Consider the following 23,869-nt stretch of genomic DNA (forward strand, 5'->3'; position numbering starts at 1 on the left):
CAGCGTAGTGACGGGCGTGGGTGGGGTGTGGCAATGGCGTGTCGGACGCCAGTTGGTCAGGGTGGTTCTAGGTGAGCTGGCGGCCCAGATCGGCCAGAGCCTGGGCGGTGGCGGAGAGCGGGTAGCGGGCGGCATTCGCGTGGCCCGCCTGACGAAGGGCCGGGAGCAGGCCAGGTGTCGTGCGTAGGCGGTCCAAGTCACGGGCGAGGGCGGCAGGGTTGGTGAAGTCGGTTGCCACGCCGGAGGCGGCGAGGGCTTCGCTGAGGCCGGGCACGGGTTGGTAGAGGACGGGGAGGCCGCAGGCTTGGGCCTCCAGTGCGACCAGGCCCATGGCCTCCAGGGTTGTGGACGGCATGACCAGGAGGTCGTGCTCGGTGAAGGTTTTCCACAGCTGTGGGCGGCGGAGCCAGCCGAGGTAGCGGGCTCGTACGCCAGCTCGTTGCAGGAGCGGGGTCAGGGTGTGGAAGTGGGCTTGGGGTGCTGCGACGCTCAACTCGACGCCCGGCACCGAGGCCAGGCTCTTCACCAGGGCCTCGACGCCCTTCTCGGCCGTGAGCCGTCCCGCGTACAACAGCCGCAGATGGCTCGTCGGAGAGCGGACTGGCCAGACCGGTGGGTCGGTGATCAGGTGGTCGGGGATGCCCCAGGGGATGTGGGTGATCTTGCGGCGGTTGACCAGTGGGACGAGTTTGCGGAGTTGGTCGGCCATCGCGCTGGTGGGGACGACGATGGCGTCGACGGCCTTCGTGGTCTCGTGCAGCACTTGGAGCTGGTCGCGGTGGGCCTCGGCGAAGAGCAGGTCGGTGCCGTGGACCAAGGCAATGCGTGGGTGCGCGGGGAGCGCGCGGATCAGGGCGGGGGTGGCGCCGAAGGTGAGGTGCTGCAGGTGCAGGACGTCGATCCGGGTCGGGTCGATCGCGGCCGCCAGTGCCGAACGCAGGGCTGCGACGTATCGGCCGAAGGCTGGGCCCTCCAGACACTTCCCGGGGACTTGGAGGAGATCGAGCCCGGCCGGGAGGTGAGGGCGCGGGCCGGTGGGAGCGAGCATGAACGCCCGCGCCGGGATGAGCGGTTGCTCGCCCGTGTAGAGGTCGAGGAAGAGTTCGACGCTGCCTCCCGGGCTTCCAGCGGGCAGGTCCAGCAGGGTGGCGGCCAGCGGCCCAGCGGTCGGTTGCGGGGTCACCGGACTCCTCCGGGGTTCTCTTCATAGAGGCGGGAGATGTCGATGCCGTCCGTCGTCGCGTACTTGGCGCCCTGGTGCTGGTAGCTGGCCGGCGTGCCGAAGGCGGTGAGGAAGACGAGCTTGCCGAAGGTCATGCCCGCGTAGATGCGAACCGGCCGGGCTGCACGGATCTCCAGGGTCCAGCGGATGGCATGGCCTTGGTGGCCGAGCGGGGCGGAGACATGGACCCAGATACCGAGTGCGCCGATGGTCCGATCGCCGTTGAGCATCTGCGCGTACGACTCGGAGCCAGTCCTCTCCAGCGTAATGCCGAGGTAGAGAACACCCGGCTTCAGCACCAGGCCCGCGGCGGGGATCGCCTGCTCGGCGCACTCGGTGGGGACGGCTGAGTCCAGGTCTCCGTCGCACATACGGATGGTGTCGCCGAGTCGCCAGTCGTAGGCGTTCGGGGAGAGTCGGGCGGGGTCGTACGGGTCGATCGTGATCTCGCCTGCCTGGATGGCGGCGCTGATCGCGGGGCCGGTGAGGATCACGAGGCGACCGCCTTGAGCGGGGCCGTGTCGCGCCAGTAGGCGGAGGGCTGCGGGCCGAGGGCGGCCTGGTATTTGCCCTGGTAGGGGGTGACGGCGCCGGTGGAGACGAAGAACATGATCTGCCCGATGCGCATGCCCGCGTACACCCGTAGCGGGCGGATTGGGGAGAGCATCAGCGTCCACTGGCCGTGGAAGCCGAGGTCGCCGATCGGGGCGGTGATCTCGACGAACAGGCCGAGCCTGCCGACGGAGGAGCGGCCGAAGAGCAGTGGTACGTAGGTGTCGGAGCCGACCTGTTCGACGGTGTGTCCGAGGTACAGCTCCCCGGGCCGGAGTACGTATCCGCTCTTCCCGATCGTGATCTCGTGGGTGGGGTTGGGGCGGTGGGCGTCGATCACGGTGTCGGTGTAGGTCAGCAAGGTAGGGCCGAGGCGGATGTTGTAACTGTTGGGGTTGACCTGCTCCGGTTCGAAGGGGGCGATGGTCAGGCGGCCGTCGTGGGCAGCGGCGGTGATCTCGGGTCCGGTGAGGATCATCGCTCGCCTCCTGCGACAGTGGGGGCGGTGCCTGCCAGGGGTGTGGCCAGGACGCTTCGTACGGCTTGGCTGAGCCGCAGTCCGGCTTGATGCGTTCGTCCGCCGAGGTAGCTGTTGGCGAGGTAGTCAGTCGTCAACACTCTGCTCGTGGCCGGGGGCAGAGGAGTGGGAGCAGTGACCAGGGGGCCGACGCGTGCGGTGAGGTGGCCGAGCAGCTTCTCGTGGTCCTGGGCCTGGTCGTCGGAGAGGCAGGCGTGGACGAGTTGGTTGTCGAAGGGCTCGATGGTCAACAGGTCGCCGAGGGTGAGCACTTCGCCGAGAGGTGTGGAGCGCAGGGCGGTCTCGTTGAGGACGACCGCGTCCGCGCCGAGGCCCGAGTGCAGTCGGCCGGCGATCTCTGTCAGTAGCTGGTGCCGGTCCAACCGGGTATTTCGGTAAGGCTCGTTCACGATGCCGAGCGGGCTCGCGAGTGTCCGGTCGACAAGTGCGATCTTGTCTTGCACCGTGGCAAGGCCCTTGGGGAACTCGTGCGAGCGGGGGAAGGTGGTCGTGCGGGCGGCCCAGCCGGTTCCGACGGGCTCTGCGGTGGCGTACCCGATGCCGAGTTCGCGTCCCTTGACCACGAGGGTGTCGCCGACGGGCACGGGACCGTACGTGTCGCTGTGGCAGTGCCCGGAGAAGATGACGTCCGCGGAGGGGCAGGCGGCGGCCAGCTTCAGGTCCTCGTCGAAGCCGGAGTGGGACAGCACGATCCAGGTGTCGGCGCGGTGGTGGTGTTCGAGCATCACCTCGCGCAGGGCCTGGGCAGGATCGGTGACGTGGTGCCCGATGCGATCGTCGGCGGGAATCGCGTCGAACGCCTGGGCCCCGATCACTGCGGTGATGGCAACGCGTCGGCCGGCGATCCGCTCGATGCGTACGCGGTCGAAGAGGGGCTTGCCAGCGTCGTCAGTCGTGTTGGCGCACACGGTCATCTCGCGGAGCTCTGGCTCGAAGTGGTGGCGCCAGCCATGGTTTCCGGGAGCCAGCAGGTCGTACAGGCTGGTGAGGATCTCGTGCTCGATCTGGCCCTGGCCGAGGTGGTAGAAGCCGCTGCCTTCGAAGAAGTCGCCGCAGTCCACGATCAGGCTCTCGGCCCTGGCGGCGTGGAGGTGGGCGAGCATCGGTGCGGGGGAGGCGAAGGCGGAGTGGACATCGGTCGTGGCGATGATCCGCCGTAACTGTCGGTTCATGGCGTGACCTCGCAGATGTCGGCGCCGAGGGCGTACAGCTTGGTGGGGAGGTCGGCGTGGCCGCGTCGGAGCTGGTCGAGGCCGCCCAGGGTGGTGACGCCGTGCGCTGTCAGGCCGGCGATGAGCAGGGCGGAGCCGGTACGGATGTCGGTGGCCTCTACTCCGGCCCCGGTCAACTGCTGCGGACCGGTGAGACGGCACTTGGTGGGGGACAGTTCGTGGATCGCGGCACCGAGACGGGCCAGCTGCGGCAGCAGGTTGCCGTGGCGGCCGGGGTTGATGGTGTCGGAGAAGAGGTGGGTGCCGGGGCGGGTGAGGGCCAAGGCCATCAGGGAGGGTTCGAAGTCGGCGTCCAGGCCACTGGGGGCGAGGGAAGCGACAGCTCGAAGTGACCGGCTCGTGGGACGGACGTCTGTCGCTCGGACCGTAAGCACGTCGTCCTCCGCATCGGCGGGAACCCCGAGCCATCGCAGGGACCGAACCAAGGGGACAACATCGTCAGCGCGTACGCCGCAGATCCGGGCGTCGCCGCCTGTGACGGCGACCGCGCACGCCAAAGTCCCAGCCTCGATCTTGTCGCCGGGAACCCGCCACACGATGGTCTCTGGTGGCGCGGCCAAGGGCGGCGCGAAAGCGAGAAGCGCCTCGCTCACTCGGCCCTGCCAGCCAGCCGCCCGCAGCGCTTCCACGACAGCCAGCACTTCCGGCGAGAGGTTGGGCATCCCCAGCCGCAGTGGCCGTCCGGCCACGACCGCGCGCAGGAGGGCGGCGATGGTCGCGCCCCGGGAGCGGAAGGGCAGTGTGATCGCGACGGTTCCGGCCCGGGTAGTGCCAGCCGCTTCCACGGCGTAGCCGTGGTCGTCGACGGTCGTGCGGTCGCCGAAGTGTTCGTAGACCTTGAAGTGCTGCTCCATGCCGCGTTCCCCGATCCGGCAGCCGCCCGGCCAGGGGAACCGGGCCCGCCCGTACGCGCCGAGCAGGGCGGGGACGAGGTAGTACGAGGCCCGGATGCGGGCGGCGATGTCGAGGTCGGGCCCGGCCTCGGGCTTATGGGCCGGAAGGATCACCGCGGTCTGCGGGTCGCTGACGGGCCGGGCCGTGTGCCAGCCGGCCTGCTGGAGCAGGGCGAGCATCGTCTCGACGTCGGCGTTCGTCGGGACGTTACCCAGGTGCACCGGGCGGTGCAGAGCCGCCGCGGCTGCCAGGAGCGGCAGGGCTGCATTCTTGGACCCGTCGACCGTGACGGAGCCGGTGAGAGAGCTCCCGGGTCGGATGGCCACCACTTCGGCGGCGACTGGAGGGATCCGTACGGCTGTCAACCGTCAACTCCTTTGCAGAGGAACGTGTCGTGAGGGCTGGGCTGGGGCGCCGACCTTGAACTCGGCCCAGCAGCGTTTGCCGGACGGCAGCGGGTCGACTCCGTGGCGATCGGCCAGGGCGGCGACGAGGAACAGGCCGCGCCCGTCCTCTGCCTCCATGTCCGGCAGTCCGGCTCGCGGGACCGTGTGGCTGGCATCGGTCACCTCGATCAGCAGACGCTCGCCGTCGAGGCGGGCGCCGGCCGAGATCGGGCCGCGGCCCGCGTGCCGTACCGCGTTCGTCAGCAGCTCGGCGGCGACCAGTTCTGCCGTGTTCAGCAGGTCCTGGTCGAGGGAGGCGTCCCAGCGCCGTATCCCGTTCGCGAGCCGCTGCCGCGCGGAGCGGGCGGCGGCAGGTGTGCCGTGAACGGAGAATCGGATCTGGTGCGCTTCCATGAGCTGCCTCCTGGATCGGTGCGGCTGCTCCACGCAACCGCTCCGGAGGCAAGCGGGACTACGCCGTGTGCTGGGGCTGCATCACTTATGCAGGAGCCGCATCGCGGTGAATCGCCGCTCGGTTACGCTCGGTTGAGCAGGCAGGATCGGCGACGGCAGGAGGGGCCGTGGCACAGATGGCCGAAGAACAGAGCGAGGCGAGACGGATCGGCGAAGTGATCCGTCAGGCACGTGTTTTACAGCGGCGCTCGCAGAAGGACGTGGCCGCCGCACTGGGGTATCACCAGTCGAAGGTGAGCCGTCTGGAGAGCGGCAGGGGCACGGAGGACGTGCGCACGCTGCGCGAGGTCGCGCAGGTGCTGGACATTCCGCCGCACCGTCTCGGCCTCGCCGCCGCTGCTGACACCGGCCCCGCCGCCGAGCCCGGAGCAGAGGACATGCACCGCCGTACCTTCCTTGCCGCGAGCGTGGCCGCGCTCGCGGCTCCGCCGCCGCCCTCTTCGTCATCGTCGACCACTGCGCATCACGACCTGATCCAGGTTCTGATGCCGGGCCCGAGCCCCGCCGCCACCGGGCAAGCCTTGGGCATCGACGAACTGCGGGACCGGGTGCGGGCAGTACGCCGGATGTTCTACGTGTGCGACTACGCGGAGCTGGAGCAGGCCCTGCCGGGACTGATCGCCGACCTGCGCCAAGCCGCCGACGGTGGCTCAGCTGGCTCGGCGGAGGCGTCCGGGCTGCTCGCGACCGCGTACCAGACATCGGTGAGCCTGCTGCTGAAACGAGCCGACCAGGGCAACGCCTGGCTCGCGGCCGGTCGGGCCATGGCCGAGGCTGAACGGTCCGGAGACCCGGTCGTCCTCGCTGCCAGCGTCCGCGTGCACGCCCACGTCCTCGTTCGGGACAAGCACACCGCCCAGGCCGTGAACATGGTCCGCCACACCGCCGACCAGCTCACCGGCTCCTACGACCAGCGCTCTCCCCGCTACCTGGCGGCGGTCGGACTGCTCCTGCTGCGCGGGGCGACCGCCGCCAGCAGAAACGGCGACCGCGACACCACCCAGGGCTTCCTCACCGAGGCCAGGGAAGTGGCCCGCTACGTCGCCTTCGACCAACCGGACGCCTGGGCGAACTTCAGCCCCACCAACGTCGCCCTGCACGAGGTCAGCGCGGCCGTCTCCTTCGGCGACGCCGGCATAGCCCTGCAGACCGCACGCCCCCTCATGCGCCGCCACATTCCCGTCCCCGAACGCCGAGCCGCCCTCTGGGTGGAGACCGCCCGCGCCTACAGTCAGCAGGGCAGACTCGCCGACGGCTACCAGGCCCTGCGCATCGCCGAAAGCTGCGCGGCACAGGACATCCGCCGCCCGGCCGTACGCGAACTGGTCGCCGACATGGCAGCCCGCGACCGCCGCCGGGCCTTGCCCGAGCTGCACCACTTCAGCCGCCAACTGGGAGTGCCCGCGTGAGTGACCAGTCCGACAAGCCGTTCCTGCAGATCGTGGTCTGCGCGGCCGGAGTCGCCGGTGACGTCGGCAAGCTGATCACCGCGGCGCACGAGCGGCAGTGGGACGTCGGCGTCGTCGCCACACCACAAGGGCTCGGCTTCCTAGACGTGGAGGCGGTGGAGAGCCAGATCGGGCGCCCCATCCGCTCCGCCTGGCGCTCGGCGGGCGAACCGCGCCCGACCCGGCCCGCCGACGCGATCGCCGTCGCCCCGGCCAGCTTCAACACCGTCAACAAATGGGCCGCCGGAATCTCCGACAACCTCGCCCTCGGCATCCTGTGCGAAGCGCCCGCCATGGACGTCCCGATCGCCGTACTGCCGTACCTGAACTCCGCCCAGGCCGCCCACCCCGCCTACCGCAGGAGCCTGGAGCAGCTGCGTGAGATGGGCGTCTTGATCGGCTCGTACGAGCCCCACCGCCCGAAGGCCGGCGGCGGCGCCGCCCGCTACCGCTGGGAGGAAGTACTGGAGCTGCTCGCCCCCAGGCTGTCCGGGCGGACGTGATCAGGACTGCTCCGTGCGCCGTCACGCCTACGGATCGGCCACCGGTAACCGGGCCCGTTCATGGCCTCTCAGCCGGAGCGCTTGTACCCAGCTCAGAACCGGCCGCCGGCCCGCCCAAGTACCACGTCCACCACGTCAATGAGGGGTTCGGCCCGATCCTCCAGCGCCTCGCGAACACCGTGGTGCCGGTGCAGACTGAGCCCTGGTGCCGTGGTGTCGAGACAACAGGCAGAGCCACTGTCCGCTTCCAAGCCTGCTTTGGCCATGCCGGATAGGCACACTGCGCTGGGTGCCTACCGGCGCTGTCGGCGCTGCTGTTCGGTAGGCGATGGAGTCACCGCTGGGAGCCGACCGTTTCCGGTCTGCTGAGTGGGGATCGAGCCTGCCGTGGTCGTCTGCAGGCGGGCGGCTTCGGCGCGGCGGTTGGGTGCTGCGTTTCGGCCGGTGTGCTGGATGCGGGTGATGAGCACGCGGGCGGGTTGGCGGGCGGTGGTCAGTTCGCGCTGAGCGGCGGCTTCCTTGAGGAGCTGGTGGGGTTGGTGGCCGCGGGCTTCTGCGTCGGCGAGGACGGTGGCGAGCGCGGGCCAGGCCGGGTCGGTGAGGATTCGCTCGGCGTGGTCGGGGACGGCGGCTCGTACGTCGCCGGCCAGAACGCGGCGGGCTGGATCCCTGGGTGGCCGGGCTGTGCGTTCGGCGAGCGTCGGGGTGAGGGCGCGGTCGGCGGCTGTCTGGAGGTGCTGGACGGCCTGGCGGGCGGCGTCGGCCTGATGGGCATGGTGCTTCGCTTCGTGCCAGCGCCCGGCGACGATGGTGGCCCAGACGAGGGCTGCGACCAGGGCGGCCAGGGCGCTGCCGTCGGGGCCGGTGGCGGTGTGCACGATGTCGCGTGCCGCGCTGCGCAGGGCGTGGGCGGCGCGGTCCTCCGCCCGTACCTGGGAACGCTGGGCGCGGGCGAACGCCTTGGAGGCGGCCTGGAGTTCGGCGCGCAGATGGACGGGTGCCTTCTGGGCGGTGGCTTCCAGCAGTTCACCAAGGGCGGTGATGTGGGCCTGGGCGTGGGTGTCGTCGGCGAGGTCGGTGTGGAGGGTGTCGAGTGCGTCGGTGGCTTGGTGCCAGGGGGTGCTGGGGTGGTTGCGGCGGGCGGTGGGGTGTTCTTCGGGCCGGCTGGATTCGAGGCGGGCGGTGATTTTGGGCAGGGAGAGGTCGGGGGAGATCTTGCTTCCGGGGTGGTAGATCTGCTCGCCGGCCTCGTTGACGTCGCCGGGGCGGCCGGCTGCGTAGCCGAGGAGGTCGCCTGACGGGCCGCGCCGGACCTGGACCTCGACGCCGCTGGCTTCGAGGTAGGCGATGAATTCCTCAGCGCCTGTGACGTGGGGGATGGCGGCGCGGATGCGGTTCTGGAGCCAGGCGGGGCTGGGCTGGTCCCAGCCGAGGCGTTCGGCCTTGTGCATCTCGGCCTGGGTGGGGCGGCGGGTGCCGGTGCGGTCGCCCTTCTTCAACTGCCTGAGCCCGTAGTCCTTCTCGATCTCGCGGCAGGCGTCGCCGACGCGGATGCCGCTGTCGTGGAGTTTGGGGCGGCGTCCGTCTTCGCGGACGGTGGTGGCGAGGATGTGGATGTGGTCGTCGGCGTGGCGTACGGCGATCCAGCGGCAGGCCAGGTCGTCACCGGCCGGGGCGATGCCGGCGGCCTGGACGATGCGCTGGGCGATCTCGCCCCACTCGGCGTCGGAGAGGTAGCGGTCCTCGGGAGCGGCGCGGACCGGGCAGTGCCAGACGTGGTCGGTGACCGGCTTGCCGAACTCGCTGTTACGCAGCCGCACGGGTTCGTCGAGGTAGCGGGCAAGTTGGGTGAGGGTGGCGTTCTCGTCGCGGCCGGGATCGGGCATGCCGAACATCGCGAACCCGGCCACGATGTGCGGGTCGAAGTGCTCGTCGTGGGTTCCGCGGCCGTAGAGGTAAGCGAGCAGGCCACGGGTGTTGGTCCCCGCGGGCTTGATGGCGGCGATCATGCTGCTTCGGCCTCCTCCGGGTCGGCGGGCTGGCGGAGGGCTTCCGCGATCAGCTCCAGCAGGTGGTGGAGTTCGGTCAGGCGCTGACGTATGTCGGGTGGGGTGTGGTCGCTGTTGAGGGCGCGGGCGATCTGGTTGACGTTGACGCCGATCCGGTTGAGCTGGCGCAGGACCTGGGCGCGAAAGTGGTGCGTGCGGCGGCGGTCTTCGGACAGGGGCAGGTTGGCGGTGAACCGGCCGGTGATGAAGGCGAGGACGATGTCGGCGGCGAATCCGGAGTCGCCCTTGTAGCCGTGCTCGGCAGCGGCCTGCTGGAGATGGGCTCGCTGGTCGCCGGTGAAGCGCAGCGGGCCGACACGGTCGGTGCGCTTGGTGCCGGTGAAGCGTCGGATCGTGGGCTGCACGCTCTGCACGGCAGGCTCGCCGGCGGCGACGGCTGCGGTGTCGGCGGCGTCTGCGGGGCGCAGGACGGCTTGCTGGACGGAGTGCAGCGTGTCCGGGTCGGAGCCGCCCTCGGCTCCGACCTCCTGGTCCGGCGCCCCCTGGCGCGGGGCCGTCTCCGCCACCCCCGGGGCGGAGATCCCCGAAGTCCGGCCTTGAGTCGGACTCGGGGTACTACTGGCTCCGCCAGGGGCAGCCCGTCCGAACGCGCGGCGCAAACGCCCCATCAGCGTAGGGGACTTCGTCAGCGGCAGCAGGTCGTCGGGAGTGCGGTCGGAGCGATGCGGGTCGTGCGTCACGGGCGGTTCTCCGGAAAGGGCGGTTGCGGGTCGGCGGGGAACGGCTGGCGGAGTGGTGGTGGTCGGCGCGCCATCCACAGGTGTGGATGAGCGAGCGGTGTCGATGGGCGGCTGGCCGGGGTGACCGGAAGGGGTTCCGGTCACCCCGCTGGGTATCCGGTCAGCCGCTGCTCGGAGCGGTCTTGGCGGCGGCTTCGATGTCGGGCCGGAGGGTCTCCATCACCTCGGTCTGCCGCCGACTGCTGATCGTCAGGTCCCTGTCCTTAACTGCCTTCCGGAGTAGGGACCGGCTGAGTGTGCCGTGCTCAGCGAGGGCTATCCGGCCGATCGCCACGAGCTCTGCGAGCGTGGCCTTTGGCGGACGGCCACCGCGCGGCTTGCTCTCCGAAACCTCGGGCGGTGGTTCCGTCGGCTCGATGGAACCGGCGGCCGGAGGCTCAGTAGGCCGTACGGGCTCAGTCGATGGCTCGGCGGGCGCGGTGACCGGTGATATCGGCGCCTGAACGGGCGCGGCGTCCACGTGCTCGGCAGGTTCATCGACGAGCTGGTGGATCTGCCGCATCAGGACACCGAAGGCCAGCAGCGCGGCAGTCGGGGGAACCGCAGCGACCACATAGTCGAGCAGGGGCACGGCGCTGGCGTTGCCCGTGCCGCTGACCCCGGCCACGTTGAGCGCGATGGAGCCGACCGACCCGGTGGCGGTGAGGGCGATGGCCCAGCCGTCGGTCACCCGGCGCAGGCCCGCGCGGAGCATGAGCAGTTCGCCCGCGACGATGAAGGCGTCCAGGGTGGCCGGCCAGGCCCACTGGCGGACCGGGGAGCTCTTGAGGCCGTGCTGTCCGGCGACCTCGGCGAGGTGCGCGTAGGACAGCCAGAACCCGCCGGCGGTGAGTGCCACGATGACGACTCCGGCCGCGATGAGCGCGTACCGCTCGGCCGCCTGCTTGGTCGTCATCGGCCGCCCTCCGTCGGGGCGATGGTCCCGGTGGGTGGGTGTGGAGAGGGTGGTCAAGCGGGGTTCTCCTGGGGTGGTGGCGTGGTCCGTCTTTGCCGTCTTGGCCGTTGCAAGCGCAGGTCAGGGCCGGTACGGCAGGAGGGCTGGAGTTCCGTACTGGCGGCGCCGACGCGTCCTGGGGGCACACATGGGCGGCGGGTGCTGCGGCTCGGTGGCCACGGACGGATCGCATCCGTCTTGCCGTCCCGGCCGCATGCGCGGTGACCTGCGGTGATACGGCGGGGACGCCCGGGACGGCACAAGACGGATCGGGGCAGCGTCCAGTTGGTGGCAGCGCGCTCTTCATGATCGCGTTGCCGTCTTGCCCCCGGTTTCCGTCCCGGCCGCATGCCGTGTGACCTGCGGGATCACGGCAGGGACGGCAGGGACGGTCACCGGGGGAGGCGGGGCTCAGCCCGAGGCTGGGGCTGCGGGCTCGGCGTTCACTGAGTGAACGGTGGGGCAGTAGCGCCGCCACGCGTCGAGGAACTTGTTGCGCGTGTAGCCCTTGCGCTGGGTGCCGTCGGCGAGACGGACATTGCCGGGCCTGATGTCGTACCGACGCAGCATCCTCGCCAGCTCGCGGGAGGTCAGCCCAAAGCGGCCCCATTCCACCCACGGGCTCTCGGCGTCCTGCCGCAGGTAATGCAGCAGCTCGTCCGTGGAGAGGCTGTCGACCTCGCGCTGGGCGACGAAGACCCGGCGGATGTCGGCGAGGATCCGGGCCTCGCCGGGCTGGTCCTCCTCCGCCTCGACCTCCGCGGCCACCATCCCCGCACACGCCTCGCGAGCCCGGCGGGGCCAGGAGTCGGCGGCGAGGTCGGCGACGATGATCAAGGGCTCCCAGGTGTCGGCGGCCCGGTCCTCCACCGGCATCTCCGGCTCCAGATCCGCCGCCTCGTCCAGCAGCGGCCTGGCCCAGGCGGCGATACGGTCCCGCAGATCATGGAGTCCTGGGATGTCCCGGCGGGAGCGGAAGGGCTTGACGCTCTCGCCCTCGGCCCGGCGCCGCATCCGGATCACCACGGACCGGTCCATGATCGTGTCGGGCAGGTCGCCGATCCCGGCCAGGGCGGCCATGGCGAAGGTGGCGAACCGGTGCGGGGTGTGGTCGTTGCCGACCACCCGGGTCACGTAGCGGTTGCGCTGGTGTCCGGCGTTGAGCAGACCACGCATCTCCTCGTTCTTCTCCGCCTGCTTCGGCGTGCCGAAGATAGTGTCCGCCTCATCCACCAGCAGGGTGGGCGGCTCCTCGGTGATGGACCGGAAGACCGCCGCCGGGGTGGTGTTGATCGTGAGCATCGGCTCGTGGACCGTCTCGGTCAGCACGTCCAGCAGCCGCGACTTGCCGCACCGCTTCGCCGGCCCCACCACCGCCAGACGCGGCGCATGCTGCCATGCGGGCTGCAGATGAGTCGCAGCCACCCACAACGTGACCGCGTCCAGCGCCTCCGGCGAGGGCAGAATCACGAACCTGGCTATCTTCGCGCGCAGTTCGTCCAGCAGCTCGGAGCCGTACGTCGGCTCAGGGTCCGGCGCCGCCTCCTCGGCAGGCTGATCCGCCAGGTCCGGGCCCAGCAACGTGCCGTCGGCCGCTGGAGCCTCTTCGCCCGAGGCATGCCCCAGCTGGCCGGGCACGGCGACGGCCGGCCACGCGGCTTTGCCAGGATCGGAATACGGCTTGGGTGTCGTAGGTTGCACAGGGCGGCTCCACTTCTGCGGCAACCGGGCATGACTGGCCCGGTGCGCGCGGATCGTTCGTTGGATGCGGGCGGCGGGGGTTCCCGAGCCTCCGGCGTTACCGCGCCGGAGGCTCGCTGCGTTCAGAGACTGAACACTCGCTCTGTCCCGAGACGGGACGCTCGCGTTGTTCCCCGAGGGAACACGGACAGTACGTCCACGCCCGTCGACAGTCCAGCGTTTCTGTGTCAGCTCAGCGCAGAACCGTCTACTACGCTGCCCCGCTTTCACGCCGCCAGCCCGAGCAGCTCCAGCAGGTCTGCGGTCACTACCCGGTAGGCGTTGCCGAGCCGCAGCACCTTGCACGGATACTCGCCCCGCTTCGCCAGCTCATATCCCTTGCTCCGCCCCAGCCCCAGCGCTCGGTTGCTCGTATCCAGGTCAACAGCCACAGGCAGGGCGAGCAGCTCTTCCCGACTCATCCCCTTCGAGCCCTTCGACCGTCCGTTCGTCGCGTCTTCGCGCATGCAGTGCGCCCCTTTCGGTACAGCCCTCGGCGAACATGCCCATCACATCCGGCTCCAGGCGGGTACCAACCATCATGCGCAAGCTACTGTGTCTTCATGACACAATGCCGTATGGATGCTGATGAGGACGACTTCCCGGAGTGGGCAGATCGGATCAAGGCCAACGTGGCCGGCGAAGTCCGGCGCAGAAGGAAGGAGATGGGATGGAGCGCACAGGACTTGGCGGACCGGTGCGAGCAACTCGGGCACCCCATCCCGCGCAACGTGATCGCCAACATGGAGTCTGGCCGTCGGGCCAACCTGCCGCTCGTGGACGTCATGGTCCTGGCCGCAGCCCTGGAGACGTACCCGGTCTGCCTGATCTTCCCGGTCGGCTACGTCGAGGAGACCCAGGAACTCCCCTTCCAGCACCTCATCCCCACCTGGGACGCGCTACGGCACTTCACCGGTGAAGAGGAGGTGCCGATGTACGACGCGGGCCTGGTCCCCGACTTCGAGCGCCACGCCAGCCTCGTACAAACCGCCCTCGCCGCCCTCGAAGAGGAAGAACAGGCCCGGTTCGCGGCCAAGACGGCAACCAGCCGCGCCCAGCAAGAAGAAGCCGAACGCAAGCGGACCAAGTACGCCGACCAGGCCATCTCCGCCAAGTACAACCTCCGCCACCTCCGCCGCGAGCTCCGCGAGGAGGGCGCCACCCCACCCCATCTGCCACCCGCACTGGGCGATGTCGACCCACCCGATGAAAAACCCAACACCACCCCGGAGGAACGCGTTTGAAAGGCTCCACCCACCGCCGCTGCTACTGCCGCGACCCCAAGACCGGCAAACCGCTCGGCAAGAAGTGCCCCCAGCTCTCCAGCCGCAAGCACGGCGCATACTCCATACGCCAGGAGCTCCCGCCCCACGAGGACGGCACCCGCCGCTCCTTCAGCCGCGCCGGCTACGACTCCCTGAAGGCCGCCCAGGCGGACCTCGACCACGTCCGCTCCTTGCTCGCCCTGGCGGACAAGGACGACCCGGACAGCCTCCAGCGCCTCGTCGCGATGCTGGAGGAGGTCGCGGTCGAGAAGGCCCCGCTGCCGGCCATCGAGGAGACCCGCCGCCGTCTGCGGGCCGGCCTGGCCCTCCGCGGCAGCCTCACCGTCGGCGAGTGGCTCGACCAGTGGTTCGCCGCGAAGAAGCGCCGCAAGACCACGCTCAACGGCTATGCCTCCCACATCCGCGTCCATCTGAAGCCCCGCATCGGGCACGTACGCCTCGACCGCCTCAACGTCGGCCACCTGGTGGAGATGTTCGACGCGATCGCCGACGAGAACGAGGTGATCGCGGCCGAGAACGAAGCCCGGCGAGAGCAGATCACCCGCTGCAAGCCGAGCAAGCCCGGTCGCCCCGTCGGAGCCGAGCGGAAGCTGTTCGCGGCCGAACGGGCCAAGCTGGCGGAGATGAAGCCGTTCCGGAAGACAACCGGCCCGGCCAGTCGTCAGGCGATTCGCCGCACTCTCCGCGCGGCCCTCAACTCCGCGATCGCCCAGCAGCTGATCACCTTCAACCCGGCGTCCCATGTCGAGTTGGAGTCAGGCAGGCGCCCGAAGCCCCTCCTGTGGACGGAAGAGCGGGTCCGGCGATGGCGCGAGACGGGCGAAATGCCTGGCCCGGTCATGGTGTGGACCCCGCAACAGTTCGGCGCCTTCCTCGACGCCGCCGAGGGCGACCGCCTGTACGCGATCTTCCCCCTCATGGGCACGCGCGGCCTCCGTCGCGGCGAGGCGGTCGGCCAGGACTGGCACGAGATCGACCTCGACGCCGGCCTCATCACCCCCGCCAAGGAGATCGTGGTGGACGGCTGGGACCCCTACGAGTCCGAGCCGAAGACGGACGGCAGCGCGAACACGATCGCGCTCGACAGCGTGAACATCGCTGCCCTACGCGACCACAAGGACCGTCAGGAGAAGGAGCGCGCCGAGTGGGGCACCGCCTGGCAGAACACCGGCAAGGTGTTCACCAAGGAGGACGGCTCCTGGCTCCACCCTGAGACGGTCTCGGAAGCGTTCCGCCGCATCCTGGCCACGATCGACCTGCCGCCCATCACCCTGCGGGACCTCCGTCATGTCGCCGCGACGCTCACGCACGGAGGCGGCGGCGACATCCACACGGTGAAGGAGACCCTGCGCCACTCCACCATCACGCTGACCTCGGACACGTACACGAGTCTGCTCCCTGAGCTGGACCGTGAAATAGCGGAGAAGGCGGCGAAGCTGATCCCGCGGTCTCGTCCGGTAGCCATCGAACCGTCGGCCTCAGCGGCAACCGATCCGCAGGCCGCGGACACATCCGCTCACGCTTCGCGCACGCAGGGCCCCGAAAGCTGAGCAACCGCTGAGGCGGCCGAAGCCGACCCTCGCGCGGCGTATCAGGCCAGGGACGATCCCCTCCCGTGTCCGGCAGCAGCCGGACCGTGAATTCACCGGCTCGGGAGAAGAAAGCCCTGCCGTTCGTCCTCGGTGAGTTGCCGGAAGACACGTGCACGAGCCGAGCCGAGCAGGGTGTCGAGATCTGTGGACGGCTCCCAGATCCTGACGGTGCGATCACGGGAGACCGTGGCCAGGAGCGAGCCGTCGGGGTGCCAGGCCAAACCGTTGGCCTGATCGTCATGGACTCCGATCACCTTCAGCTCCTGGCCGTCGGCCGGGTTCCACAGCCGGATGGTCCGGTCCCAGGACGCCGTGGCGAGACGAGCGCCGTCGGGAGACCACGCAACACCCTGGACCCGTTCCCGGTGGCCGGTCATGGTGTGCAGTTCGGTGCCGGTGAAGGGGTCCCAGATCCGGACGGTGTTGTCCCGGGAGCCAGTGGCGAGCCGCTGTCCCTCGGGAGACCAGGCGATGCTCCACGCATAGTCCGTGTGACCGTGGAGCGTTGTCGCAAGGGTTCCCGCTTCGACGTCCCAGACGCAGAGCGCCCTGTCCGTCAACGACGTGGCGAGATGGCGGCTGTCGGGAGACCACGCGGCGCCACCGAGCCAGTGGTCCCGACCCTGAAGCACCATGAGTTCGACGCCGTCCGCCGCGTTCCACAGGCGAGCGGTACGGTCCCGCGAGGTCGTGGCGATCCGCGTGCCGTCAGGCGACCAGGAGGCACTTGTCACCTCGTCACCGTGCCCGCCAAGCAGGAACAGTTCGGTCCCGTCGCCGACGTTCCAAACGGTTGCGGTGCCTCCTTGGGAAACCGTGACCACCCGTGTGCTGTCGGGCGACCAGGCCACGCCGGACACGTCCCCTGCATGTCTGAGAGACGCCACCACCGAGCCTCGGGCGACGTCCCAGATCACTGCCGTACCGTCCTGGGACGCGGTGGCGAGACGGGTGCCGCACGGGGCCCAGGAGACGTTCACGACCGATCCCTTGTGGCCGAGCAGGGTGCTGCTCTGTTCGCCGGGCGCGGTGCTGTCCCAGACGGCGACGGTCCGGTCGCGGGAGACAGTGGCTATCCGAGAGCCTTGCCAGGCAATGCCGTTGACGCTGTCGGTGTGACCTGGCAGCAGTGTCTGCTCGTCGGTGTCAAGGTCCCAGATGAGGGCTGTACGAACTTCGTCACCCACGGCAAGACGCCGGCTGTCGGGGGACCACGCGACGCAGCTCAGTTTCTCCCTGCATTCCAACTGCCTCCGCAGCGCCCCCGTACCAGGGGTTCCCGGAGGGGGGTCGACCTCGGCGACGGCCGAGACGAGGACCATGCGGTCCTCCGACACCGAGGCGAGCAACCGGCCGTCGGGCGACCAGGCCACAGCCGAGACCCCGGCCCTGTGCCTGGCCGGAGCGGCGGCTTCGCGGCCGGTGGCCACGGACCAGACACGCACCGTTCCGTCGTCCGACGCACTGGCGACCTTCCGCCCGTCGGGAGACCACGCCACATCCCACACGGTCCGCTCGTGGCCGGTGAACCGGGCCGCCTCCACCGAGTTCGCCACGTCCCAGAGCCGTACGGTGCGGTCACCGCTCGCCGTGGCCAGCCGTTCCCCTTCCGGTGCCCACGCGATGCTCTCGATCGCCTCGCCATGACCGGTGAGCAGACGGGCCTCGGTCCCGGTCTCGACATCCCACACAGTGGCGGTGCCGTCCCGGGAGCCGCTCGCGAGGTGCTTCCCGTCGGGCGACCAGGCCACCGACTGCACGCGGTGACCGCCGCCACCGGGCGTGAGGATGACGGGATCAGCGGACCGCTCGGTGTTCCAGACCCGGATCGTCCCGTCGTCGGAGCCGGTGGCCAGGCGGGCTCCGTCGGGTGACCAGGCAACAGCGTTGATGTCCTGCCCATGGCCGCGGAGGACCGCCCGTACCCGAGAGGCGTTGAGGGCGGTGTGCAGCGCCTGCTGGGCGGCCGAAGTAGGGGCGCACTCCTCTAGAGCGGCGAGCGCACCCAGGAGCGCCAGCTCCGGATCACTTGTGGCGATCTCCATCGCGCGGGCGGCCACCGCGTCGGCGAGCCGCTCCAGGGACGCTCGGTCCAGACGGGTGGAGCACTCCAGGAACTCGGCGACGAGCGGCACATCGGCCAGGGCGCCGTCCGCCTCGTCCACCCATTGGCGCGCGACGCGCAGCCGCTCGCCGTTCAGCAGGTACGCCTCCTGGCGGGCCGAGCGCTCCCAGTCCCGTGCCCACCGTTCCAGTTCCGTACGGTGGCGAAGCTCCTCCGTGCGGGCCGCGACAGCCTGGCGCAGCGGCGGCCACTGACGGAACAGCGCCTCATGGGCTACGTCCAGCACGCCGTCGGCGCCGGTGAGCAGCCGGCCGGCGACGAACGCCTCGGCCACGGCGCGCTCCCGCTCCGTGAGGTGTCCGCGTTCGACGCGGCGGCGGGTCGGCTCGCCGTGCTCCATGGTGACGAACTTCAGCAGGGTCGTCAGTACCGGAGCGTCCCCGTCCGACGCCCGCAGCTCCGCGGTGATCCGGTCGGCCTGTTCGGACAGCGTCCCGGCGACACCGCCCAGACTGCGGTAGTCCTCCGCCGTCACGGTGCCGCCCGCGCCCACCCGCAGATACAGCTCCTGGAGCGTGTACGCGAGCAGCGGCAGCGCGTCGCCGCCTCCGGCGTCGTCCACCATCACAGCGGTGACCCCCGGAGCGAAGGCCAGACCCGCGCACGCGGCCGGTTTCTCGATCACCTGTAGCAACTCCGGACGCCCGAGCGCTCCGACCACCGTCGGTTGCCGCACCAACTCGGCGTGCCCGCTCTCCAGGAGATCCGTGAGGAAGTCCGACCGCAACGTGGCCACCACCCACAGCAGAGGATCCGCGGCGATCGCATCCCTGATCAGGGAGAGGAAGGTCTCCCGCTCCTGCTCCCCGCTCAGCGTGAAGATCTCCTCGAGCTGGTCGATGACCAGCAGCAGCGGCACAGCCCGCCCACCCCGCACGGCACGCAGCCGGTCCGCACACCGCCTCAGACCCGCCGCGCCCACCGCCAACTCCGTCCGCACCTGCTCGACGGTCATGTCCATCCGCGTCGCGGCCAGACTCGACGCCAGGCTGGTCAGTGGATCGGTACCCGGCGCGCAGGGAGGCACGATCTCCCAGTGCCCTCGCCGCCGTCTGAGAGCCGGGAGCAGCCCGGCCGACACCAACGAGGACTTCCCGCTGCCGGAGGGGCCGATCACGCCGACGAACCGGTGCGCACGAGCAGGTACGGAGGGATGCAGCCTGCCGACGAGATCCCTGATCTCCGAGTCCCGGCCGAAGAACACGCCGGCGTCGTCCTCGGTGAATGCCTCCAGACCGGGATAAGGCGGCTGCGTGGCATTCCACTGCCGCCGGATCGCGGCGGGGCGCTCCAGGAGATAAAGCCACACCTGCCCCGCGACCAGAAGCACGAGCGCGAGCACGATCAGCGGGACCGACCACTCCCGCAGCACACGCAGTCCCCAGGGCGCGGTATCCGTGTCGTCGGTGGCGTAGTTGGTCGCGATGCCCAACAGAGCACCGACGAGCATGATCAGAACATCTGCGACAAGTCTGACCGGACGACGATCCACCCTTGCCCCCACCTCGACGGATCACCAACGTGCCGCCGACTCTATGCACACGCGTTCGCCGTCGACCAGCAACCGCCGGACGCGGACGGCCGATCCCCAGGCCACGGACACATCCGCTCACGCATCGCTCACGCAGAACCCCAAAAACGCCACAGCGCCCGACCCGACCGAAGTCGACTCGGACGCTGCACTGCAGGTCATAAGGGGTATCCCCCACCCGCGAACCGTAGGCCCTGTGGGACTCGAACCCACAACCAATGGATTAAAAGTCCACTGCTCTGCCAATTGAGCTAAGGGCCCAGGCGATGTTGCCTCCCCGAGCATAGCCGGACGCGGCCGGGAGTCCGATCGGGTATCGGTGACCCGGCCGCGTCGGAGGGCCGCAAAAAGGTTCGCCGCAGAACAGAACGGACGGAAGATCGCCGGAAGACCGGCGAAAGCAGGGCGAGTTGGCTGAGGGCCGGGCCCCGGCTACGGAATCACGGATCGATCGGCTCCGGTGCCTCCTTCCGCGCAGCCGCCCGCGCCACGCTGCGCTCGTGCTCGGGGTTGAGGAACCAGTGGCGGGCGGAGGCGGCCCACCAGATCGCGGCGAAGCCCAGCACCACCAGGACGGCGACAGGGGCGTAGTTGAAGTTCTCCCAGGTGACCGGGGACAGCTGCGGAAGCATGAACAGGACGGTGATGACGAAGACCCAGATCACCGCGACGACGCCGATCACCCGCGACCAGCGGCCCAGGTGCCAGGGCCCCCGCTCGAACGCCTCGCCCTTGCGCAGCCGCAGCAGGGTCGGGATGACGTACGCGATGTAGAGGCCGATCACCGCGATCGACGTCACCGCGGCGTACGCCGTGACATTGATCAGGTACGGGAGGCCGAGGACCAGCGCGCCGCCCGCCGCCAGCCAGACCGCCGCCACGGGGGTGCGTGTGCGGGGGCTGACGGTGTGCCAGACGTGCGAGAACGGGAGGGCCCCGTCGCGCGAGAAGGCGTAGATCATGCGGCTGTTGGCGGTGACGGAGGCCATCCCGCAGAAGAGCTGCGCGCCGATGATGACGAGGAGGAGCAGTTTGCCGCCGGTCGCGCCGAGCGCGTCCAGCAGGATCTGCGCGGGCGGCACCCCGGTCGCCGACTCGCGGGCCCCGTCGTACGACTGGATGGCGAACGTGAAGCCGAGGAGGAGGACGAAGCCCGCCACCCAGGACGTCCAGATGGACTGCACGATGCCCTTCGGGCCGGCCGTCGACGCGTCGTGCGTCTCCTCCGTCATATGGGCGGAGGCGTCGTACCCGGTGAAGGTGTACTGCGCCATCAGCAGCCCCAGCAGCACCACGTACAGCCCGCTGCTCCAGCCCGTCTCGTTGACGAACTCGGTGAACACGAAGGACGCCGACTGATGGCTGTCGGGGACGATGACGAGCGCGCCGACGATGACGATCACGCCCACCACGTGCCACCACACGCTGACGCTGTTCAGCAGGCCGACGATCCGGACGCCGAAGGTGTTGAGCAGGCCGTGCAGCAGCAGGATCGCGGCGAAGAGGAGGATCGTCCGGCCGGGGGTCACCTCGAAGCCGAACTCCAGGTTCAGATACGCCGCCAGGAACGACGCCGCGCCGAAGTCGATACCGGCGGTCACGGCGACCTGGCCGAGCACGTTGAACCAGCCCGTGAACCACGCCCAGGCCGCCGCACTGCGCGCCGGGGCCAGTCGATGCGCCCAGAAGTACAGGCCGGCGGAGGTCGGGTAGGCCGAACAGATCTCGGCCATGGCCAGACCCACGAAGAGCGTCATCAGGCCGACCGCGACCCAGCCCCAGGTGATCACCGCGGGCCCGCCGGTGTTCATGCCGAAGAGATAGAGCGTCATACAGCCGGACAGGACCGAGATGATCGTGAAGGAGACCGCGTAGTTGGAGAACGCGGACATACGGCGGGCGAGGACCTGCGTGTAGCCCAGCTGGGCGAGCCGTTCCTCGTCGGACACCGAGACCGACACAGAGTCCGGGACCGAAGCCCCGGCTGCCCCACGGGCTATGTCGTCATCTGTCATGCCCCCAGCAATTCCCTCTCCGGGGACGTGACATGCGCCACACCATGGCCGAAAACCGGCGGCATCGCCGGCACCGGGCGGCGGAAAGCCCGCAGGGCCCGTACGACCGAAGTCGTACGGGCCCTGCGAAGTGCTCGGTCGGCGTCAGCCGACGTCACCGTCGTCGGCCGACGTCACCGCTGTCAGCCGTTGCGCTTCCAGCGCGGCTTGTCGTCACGGCGACCGAAGGAGGAACCGGTGCCGGAGCCGGAGCCGCGGTGGTCGTCACGACGGCCGTACGGACGCTCGTGACCACCGGAGCGGAAGCCCGGACGGTCGCCGCCCTGCCGGTCGCGGTTGAACGGACGGTCGCTGCCGCGGTGCCCGCCCCGCTCGTCGCGACGCTCGAAGGAGCGGCCACCACGGTCGTTGTCCCGGCGGAAGCCACCGGCACCGCTGCCACCGCGGTCGTCACGACGCTCGAACGAACGCCCACCGCGCTCGCCGTCCCGACGCTCGAACCCGCCACGGTCGTTGTCCCGGCGGAACCCGCTGCCACCACGGTCGTTGCGGTCGAAGGAACGCCCACCACGGTCGCCGTCCCGGCGGTCGTCCCGACGGTCGTTGTCCCGGCGGAAGCCACTGCCACCCCGGTCGTCACGACGCTCGAACGTACGCCCGCCACGGTCGTTGTCCCGACGGAAGCCACTGCCACCGCGGTCGTCACGACGCTCGAAGGAACGTCCACCACGGTCGCCGTCCCGACGGTCGTCACGACGGTCGTTGTCCCGACGGAACCCGCCACGGTCACCACGGTCCCCGCGGTCGTCACGACGCTCGTAGCCGCCGTTGCCCCGCTCCTCGCGGCGCTGGCGCGGCTGGTCGTACGAGGGCCGCTCGTACGCCGGGCGCTCGGCCGGCTGCTCGACGATCGCGGCCGGGGCCTCGACCGGCGCGCCGTCCGCCTCGACGGCGGCCGCGGTGGCGGCCTCCGCGACGGCGGCGACGGCCGCCTCCGGGTCCTCGCCCCGCTCCCGCGCGGCCCGCGCGGTCAGCCGGGTGGCCTCGTCACGCAGCTCGGCGGCGCGGCGCGTGACCCGCTCCAGCTCCTTGGTGAGCTGGGCGACCTCGCGCTCGGCCTGCTGAGCGGCGTTGTCGACCGACTCGGCCTGGACCTCGGTCATCGACCGGGCGCCGGTGATGTCGGCGACCTCGGTGTCGAAGGCCGTACCGCCCTGGATGATGTGGCGCGAGGCGTCGACGCCCGCGTCCTCCATCAGCCGGAAGATCTGCCGGCGCTGGTGCGGCAGCGACAGCGACACGACCGTGCCGGAGCGGCCCGCGCGGGCCGTACGGCCGGAGCGGTGCAGGTAGTCCTTGTGGTCACCGGCCGGGTCCACGTTCAGGACCAGGTCGATGCCGTCGACGTGGATACCGCGGGCGGCCACGTCGGTCGCGACCAGCGCGTTGACGTACCCGTCCTTGAAGTCGGCCAGCGTCCGCGTACGGGCGCCCTGGGTCATGCCGCCGTGCAGCGCGTCGGCCTTCACACCGGAGTCGCGCAGCTGCTCGGCGATACGGTCGGCGCCCAGCTGGGTGCGGACGAAGATGATCGTGCGGCCCTTGCGGGAGGCGATCGCGGCGGTGACCGGCGCCTTGTCCTTGGGCTTCACGATGAGGATGTGGTGCGACATGGTCGTGACGTTGCCCTGGGCGCTGTCGACCTCGTGCGTGACGGGGTTGCTCAGGTAGCGCTTGACCAGCGTGGAGATCTCGTTCTCCATCGTCGCGGAGAACAGCATCCGCTGACCGCCCGCCGGGACCTGGTCGAGCAGCTCGGTGACCTCGGGCAGGAAGCCCAGGTCCGACATCTGGTCGGCCTCGTCGAGGACGGCGATCTGGGTGTTCTCCAGCGAGCAGGCGCCGCGGTTGATGATGTCGCGCAGCCGGCCCGGGGTGGCGACGAGGATGTCGACGCCGCGCTCCAGGGCGTAGATCTGGTTGCCCATCGACGTACCGCCGCAGACGACCTTCATCTTCAGGCCGAGGACGTCGCCGTACGGCTGGAGGGCGTCGGCGACCTGCATCGCCAGCTCACGGGTGGGCGTCAGGATGACGCCGCGGGGCTTCTTGCGCTCGGTGTGGCCGCCGGCCAGCTGCGCGAGCAGCGGGAGGCCGAACGACAGGGTCTTGCCGGAGCCGGTACGGCCGCGGCCGAGGATGTCCTTGCCGGCCAGGGCGTCCGGGATGGTCGCGGCCTGGATCGGGAAGGGGGTGGTCACGCCGTTCTGCGCGAGCTTGCGCACGACGCCCTCGGGGAGACCGAGTGTCGCGAAGGTGACCTCGGGAGCGGCCTCGGCGGAGGCGTTCTCGATGTTCTCGACGACCTCTGCGTCCGCGCCGTTCTCGGGCACGACGACGTGATCAGTACTGGAAATGGACATGCGTATGCGAAACCTTCCGGAGTCTCGTCGGCACGCGCCCGTCAACTCCGTGATTCGCACACGACCGCCTCTATGCGGTCCGCCACGGCAAGGGAGAGTACGCGCCACACGGCGCGCTCTGCGGTGGCGCCGGGCAAATGGGATCAAACGATCTACCACCATACG

The 23,869-nt window shown here is 70.1% G+C and carries 18 protein-coding genes and 1 tRNA gene; 4 read left to right on the top strand and 15 right to left on the bottom strand.

What is annotated here, in order from left to right; all coding sequences use genetic code 11:
• Nucleotides 1–67: 67 nt before the first annotated feature.
• From ACZ7MG_RS33825 to ACZ7MG_RS33850, 6 genes are read right to left on the bottom strand one after another with little or no spacing between them, the layout of a single operon-like run.
• Entirely contained in the window at nucleotides 68–1,183 is a 1,116-nt protein-coding gene (locus tag ACZ7MG_RS33825) for a glycosyltransferase family 4 protein (RefSeq protein ID WP_471382850.1), read from the bottom strand.
• The gene (locus ACZ7MG_RS33830; protein WP_471382849.1) at nucleotides 1,180–1,716 is read right to left on the bottom strand and encodes a dCTP deaminase; all 537 of its coding nucleotides are present in this window, start codon (nucleotides 1,714–1,716) and stop codon (nucleotides 1,180–1,182) included. Before ACZ7MG_RS33830 ends, ACZ7MG_RS33825 begins: the two co-directional genes overlap by 4 nt.
• Complete coding sequence (gene dcd / locus ACZ7MG_RS33835; protein ID WP_471382847.1) at nucleotides 1,713–2,252, bottom strand: dCTP deaminase; 540 nt, start codon at nucleotides 2,250–2,252, stop codon at nucleotides 1,713–1,715. Before dcd ends, ACZ7MG_RS33830 begins: the two co-directional genes overlap by 4 nt.
• Complete coding sequence (locus ACZ7MG_RS33840) at nucleotides 2,249–3,484, bottom strand: metallophosphoesterase (RefSeq protein ID WP_471382845.1); 1,236 nt, start codon at nucleotides 3,482–3,484, stop codon at nucleotides 2,249–2,251. Before ACZ7MG_RS33840 ends, dcd begins: the two co-directional genes overlap by 4 nt.
• On the bottom strand, nucleotides 3,481–4,767 hold the full coding sequence (locus tag ACZ7MG_RS33845) for a UDP-N-acetylglucosamine 1-carboxyvinyltransferase (protein ID WP_471383000.1): 1,287 nt from the start codon (nucleotides 4,765–4,767) through the stop codon (nucleotides 3,481–3,483). The genes ACZ7MG_RS33840 and ACZ7MG_RS33845 overlap by 4 nt, the downstream gene beginning before the upstream one ends.
• A gap of 39 nt (nucleotides 4,768–4,806) precedes the next feature.
• Entirely contained in the window at nucleotides 4,807–5,238 is a 432-nt protein-coding gene (locus ACZ7MG_RS33850) for an ATP-binding protein (RefSeq protein ID WP_471382843.1), read from the bottom strand.
• Between the two features lie 176 nt (nucleotides 5,239–5,414).
• Between ACZ7MG_RS33850 and ACZ7MG_RS33855 the strand changes: the two genes are divergently transcribed.
• Together ACZ7MG_RS33855 and ACZ7MG_RS33860 are read left to right on the top strand one after the other, a co-directional pair.
• Complete coding sequence (locus tag ACZ7MG_RS33855) at nucleotides 5,415–6,707, top strand: helix-turn-helix domain-containing protein (RefSeq protein ID WP_471382999.1); 1,293 nt, start codon at nucleotides 5,415–5,417, stop codon at nucleotides 6,705–6,707.
• Nucleotides 6,704–7,249 (top strand): flavoprotein, encoded by a 546-nt coding sequence (locus ACZ7MG_RS33860; protein ID WP_471382841.1) that lies wholly within the window; start codon nucleotides 6,704–6,706, stop codon nucleotides 7,247–7,249. Before ACZ7MG_RS33855 ends, ACZ7MG_RS33860 begins: the two co-directional genes overlap by 4 nt.
• Before the next feature lie 293 nt (nucleotides 7,250–7,542).
• Here ACZ7MG_RS33860 and ACZ7MG_RS33865 read toward each other — a convergent pair whose 3' ends face one another.
• The 5 genes from ACZ7MG_RS33865 to ACZ7MG_RS33885 all read right to left on the bottom strand — a co-directional run bounded on the left by ACZ7MG_RS33865 (nucleotide 7,543) and on the right by ACZ7MG_RS33885 (nucleotide 13,199).
• On the bottom strand, nucleotides 7,543–9,258 hold the full coding sequence (locus tag ACZ7MG_RS33865) for a relaxase/mobilization nuclease domain-containing protein (RefSeq protein WP_471382839.1): 1,716 nt from the start codon (nucleotides 9,256–9,258) through the stop codon (nucleotides 7,543–7,545).
• Nucleotides 9,255–9,824: a MobC family plasmid mobilization relaxosome protein gene (locus tag ACZ7MG_RS33870; protein ID WP_471382837.1), complete on the bottom strand. Its 570-nt coding sequence runs from the start codon at nucleotides 9,822–9,824 to the stop codon at nucleotides 9,255–9,257. Before ACZ7MG_RS33870 ends, ACZ7MG_RS33865 begins: the two co-directional genes overlap by 4 nt.
• Before the next feature lie 334 nt (nucleotides 9,825–10,158).
• Entirely contained in the window at nucleotides 10,159–10,953 is a 795-nt protein-coding gene (locus ACZ7MG_RS33875; RefSeq protein ID WP_471382835.1) for a DUF2637 domain-containing protein, read from the bottom strand.
• Nucleotides 10,954–11,403: 450 nt separating this feature from the next.
• The gene (locus ACZ7MG_RS33880; RefSeq protein WP_471382834.1) at nucleotides 11,404–12,693 is read right to left on the bottom strand and encodes a DUF3631 domain-containing protein; all 1,290 of its coding nucleotides are present in this window, start codon (nucleotides 12,691–12,693) and stop codon (nucleotides 11,404–11,406) included.
• 266 nt (nucleotides 12,694–12,959) lie between these two features.
• On the bottom strand, nucleotides 12,960–13,199 hold the full coding sequence (locus ACZ7MG_RS33885) for a hypothetical protein (RefSeq protein WP_060884114.1): 240 nt from the start codon (nucleotides 13,197–13,199) through the stop codon (nucleotides 12,960–12,962).
• A gap of 111 nt (nucleotides 13,200–13,310) precedes the next feature.
• Between ACZ7MG_RS33885 and ACZ7MG_RS33890 the strand changes: the two genes are divergently transcribed.
• Together ACZ7MG_RS33890 and ACZ7MG_RS33895 are read left to right on the top strand one after the other, a co-directional pair.
• Entirely contained in the window at nucleotides 13,311–13,976 is a 666-nt protein-coding gene (locus ACZ7MG_RS33890; RefSeq protein ID WP_471382832.1) for a helix-turn-helix domain-containing protein, read from the top strand.
• Entirely contained in the window at nucleotides 13,973–15,568 is a 1,596-nt protein-coding gene (locus tag ACZ7MG_RS33895; protein ID WP_471382830.1) for a site-specific integrase, read from the top strand. Before ACZ7MG_RS33890 ends, ACZ7MG_RS33895 begins: the two co-directional genes overlap by 4 nt.
• Before the next feature lie 92 nt (nucleotides 15,569–15,660).
• Here ACZ7MG_RS33895 and ACZ7MG_RS33900 read toward each other — a convergent pair whose 3' ends face one another.
• The 4 genes from ACZ7MG_RS33900 to ACZ7MG_RS33915 form a co-directional block, all read right to left on the bottom strand.
• Entirely contained in the window at nucleotides 15,661–19,185 is a 3,525-nt protein-coding gene (locus ACZ7MG_RS33900; RefSeq protein WP_471382829.1) for an nSTAND1 domain-containing NTPase, read from the bottom strand.
• Between the two features lie 269 nt (nucleotides 19,186–19,454).
• A tRNA-Lys gene (locus ACZ7MG_RS33905) sits at nucleotides 19,455–19,527 on the bottom strand.
• A gap of 179 nt (nucleotides 19,528–19,706) precedes the next feature.
• On the bottom strand, nucleotides 19,707–21,281 hold the full coding sequence (locus ACZ7MG_RS33910) for an amino acid permease (protein WP_471382828.1): 1,575 nt from the start codon (nucleotides 21,279–21,281) through the stop codon (nucleotides 19,707–19,709).
• Nucleotides 21,282–21,463: 182 nt separating this feature from the next.
• Nucleotides 21,464–23,704, bottom strand: a complete 2,241-nt coding sequence (locus ACZ7MG_RS33915; protein ID WP_471382826.1) for a DEAD/DEAH box helicase — start codon at nucleotides 23,702–23,704, stop codon at nucleotides 21,464–21,466.
• Nucleotides 23,705–23,869: the final 165 nt, after the last annotated feature.

The sequence above is a fragment of the Streptomyces sp. NPDC107538 genome, assembly GCF_055657445.1.

Coding starts and splice junctions, on each gene's coding strand:
- dcd (WP_471382847.1), bottom strand. CDS start 2,252: ATGATCCTCACCGGACCCGAGATCACCGCCGCTGCCCACGACGGCCGC.
- ACZ7MG_RS33840 (WP_471382845.1), bottom strand. CDS start 3,484: ATGAACCGACAGTTACGGCGGATCATCGCCACGACCGATGTCCACTCC.
- ACZ7MG_RS33850 (WP_471382843.1), bottom strand. CDS start 5,238: ATGGAAGCGCACCAGATCCGATTCTCCGTTCACGGCACACCTGCCGCC.
- ACZ7MG_RS33855 (WP_471382999.1), top strand. CDS start 5,415: ATGGCCGAAGAACAGAGCGAGGCGAGACGGATCGGCGAAGTGATCCGT.
- ACZ7MG_RS33865 (WP_471382839.1), bottom strand. CDS start 9,258: ATGATCGCCGCCATCAAGCCCGCGGGGACCAACACCCGTGGCCTGCTC.
- ACZ7MG_RS33875 (WP_471382835.1), bottom strand. CDS start 10,953: ATGACGACCAAGCAGGCGGCCGAGCGGTACGCGCTCATCGCGGCCGGA.
- ACZ7MG_RS33885 (WP_060884114.1), bottom strand. CDS start 13,199: ATGCGCGAAGACGCGACGAACGGACGGTCGAAGGGCTCGAAGGGGATG.
- ACZ7MG_RS33890 (WP_471382832.1), top strand. CDS start 13,311: ATGGATGCTGATGAGGACGACTTCCCGGAGTGGGCAGATCGGATCAAG.
- ACZ7MG_RS33900 (WP_471382829.1), bottom strand. CDS start 19,185: ATGCTCGTCGGTGCTCTGTTGGGCATCGCGACCAACTACGCCACCGAC.
- ACZ7MG_RS33910 (WP_471382828.1), bottom strand. CDS start 21,281: ATGACAGATGACGACATAGCCCGTGGGGCAGCCGGGGCTTCGGTCCCG.
- ACZ7MG_RS33915 (WP_471382826.1), bottom strand. CDS start 23,704: ATGTCCATTTCCAGTACTGATCACGTCGTCGTGCCCGAGAACGGCGCG.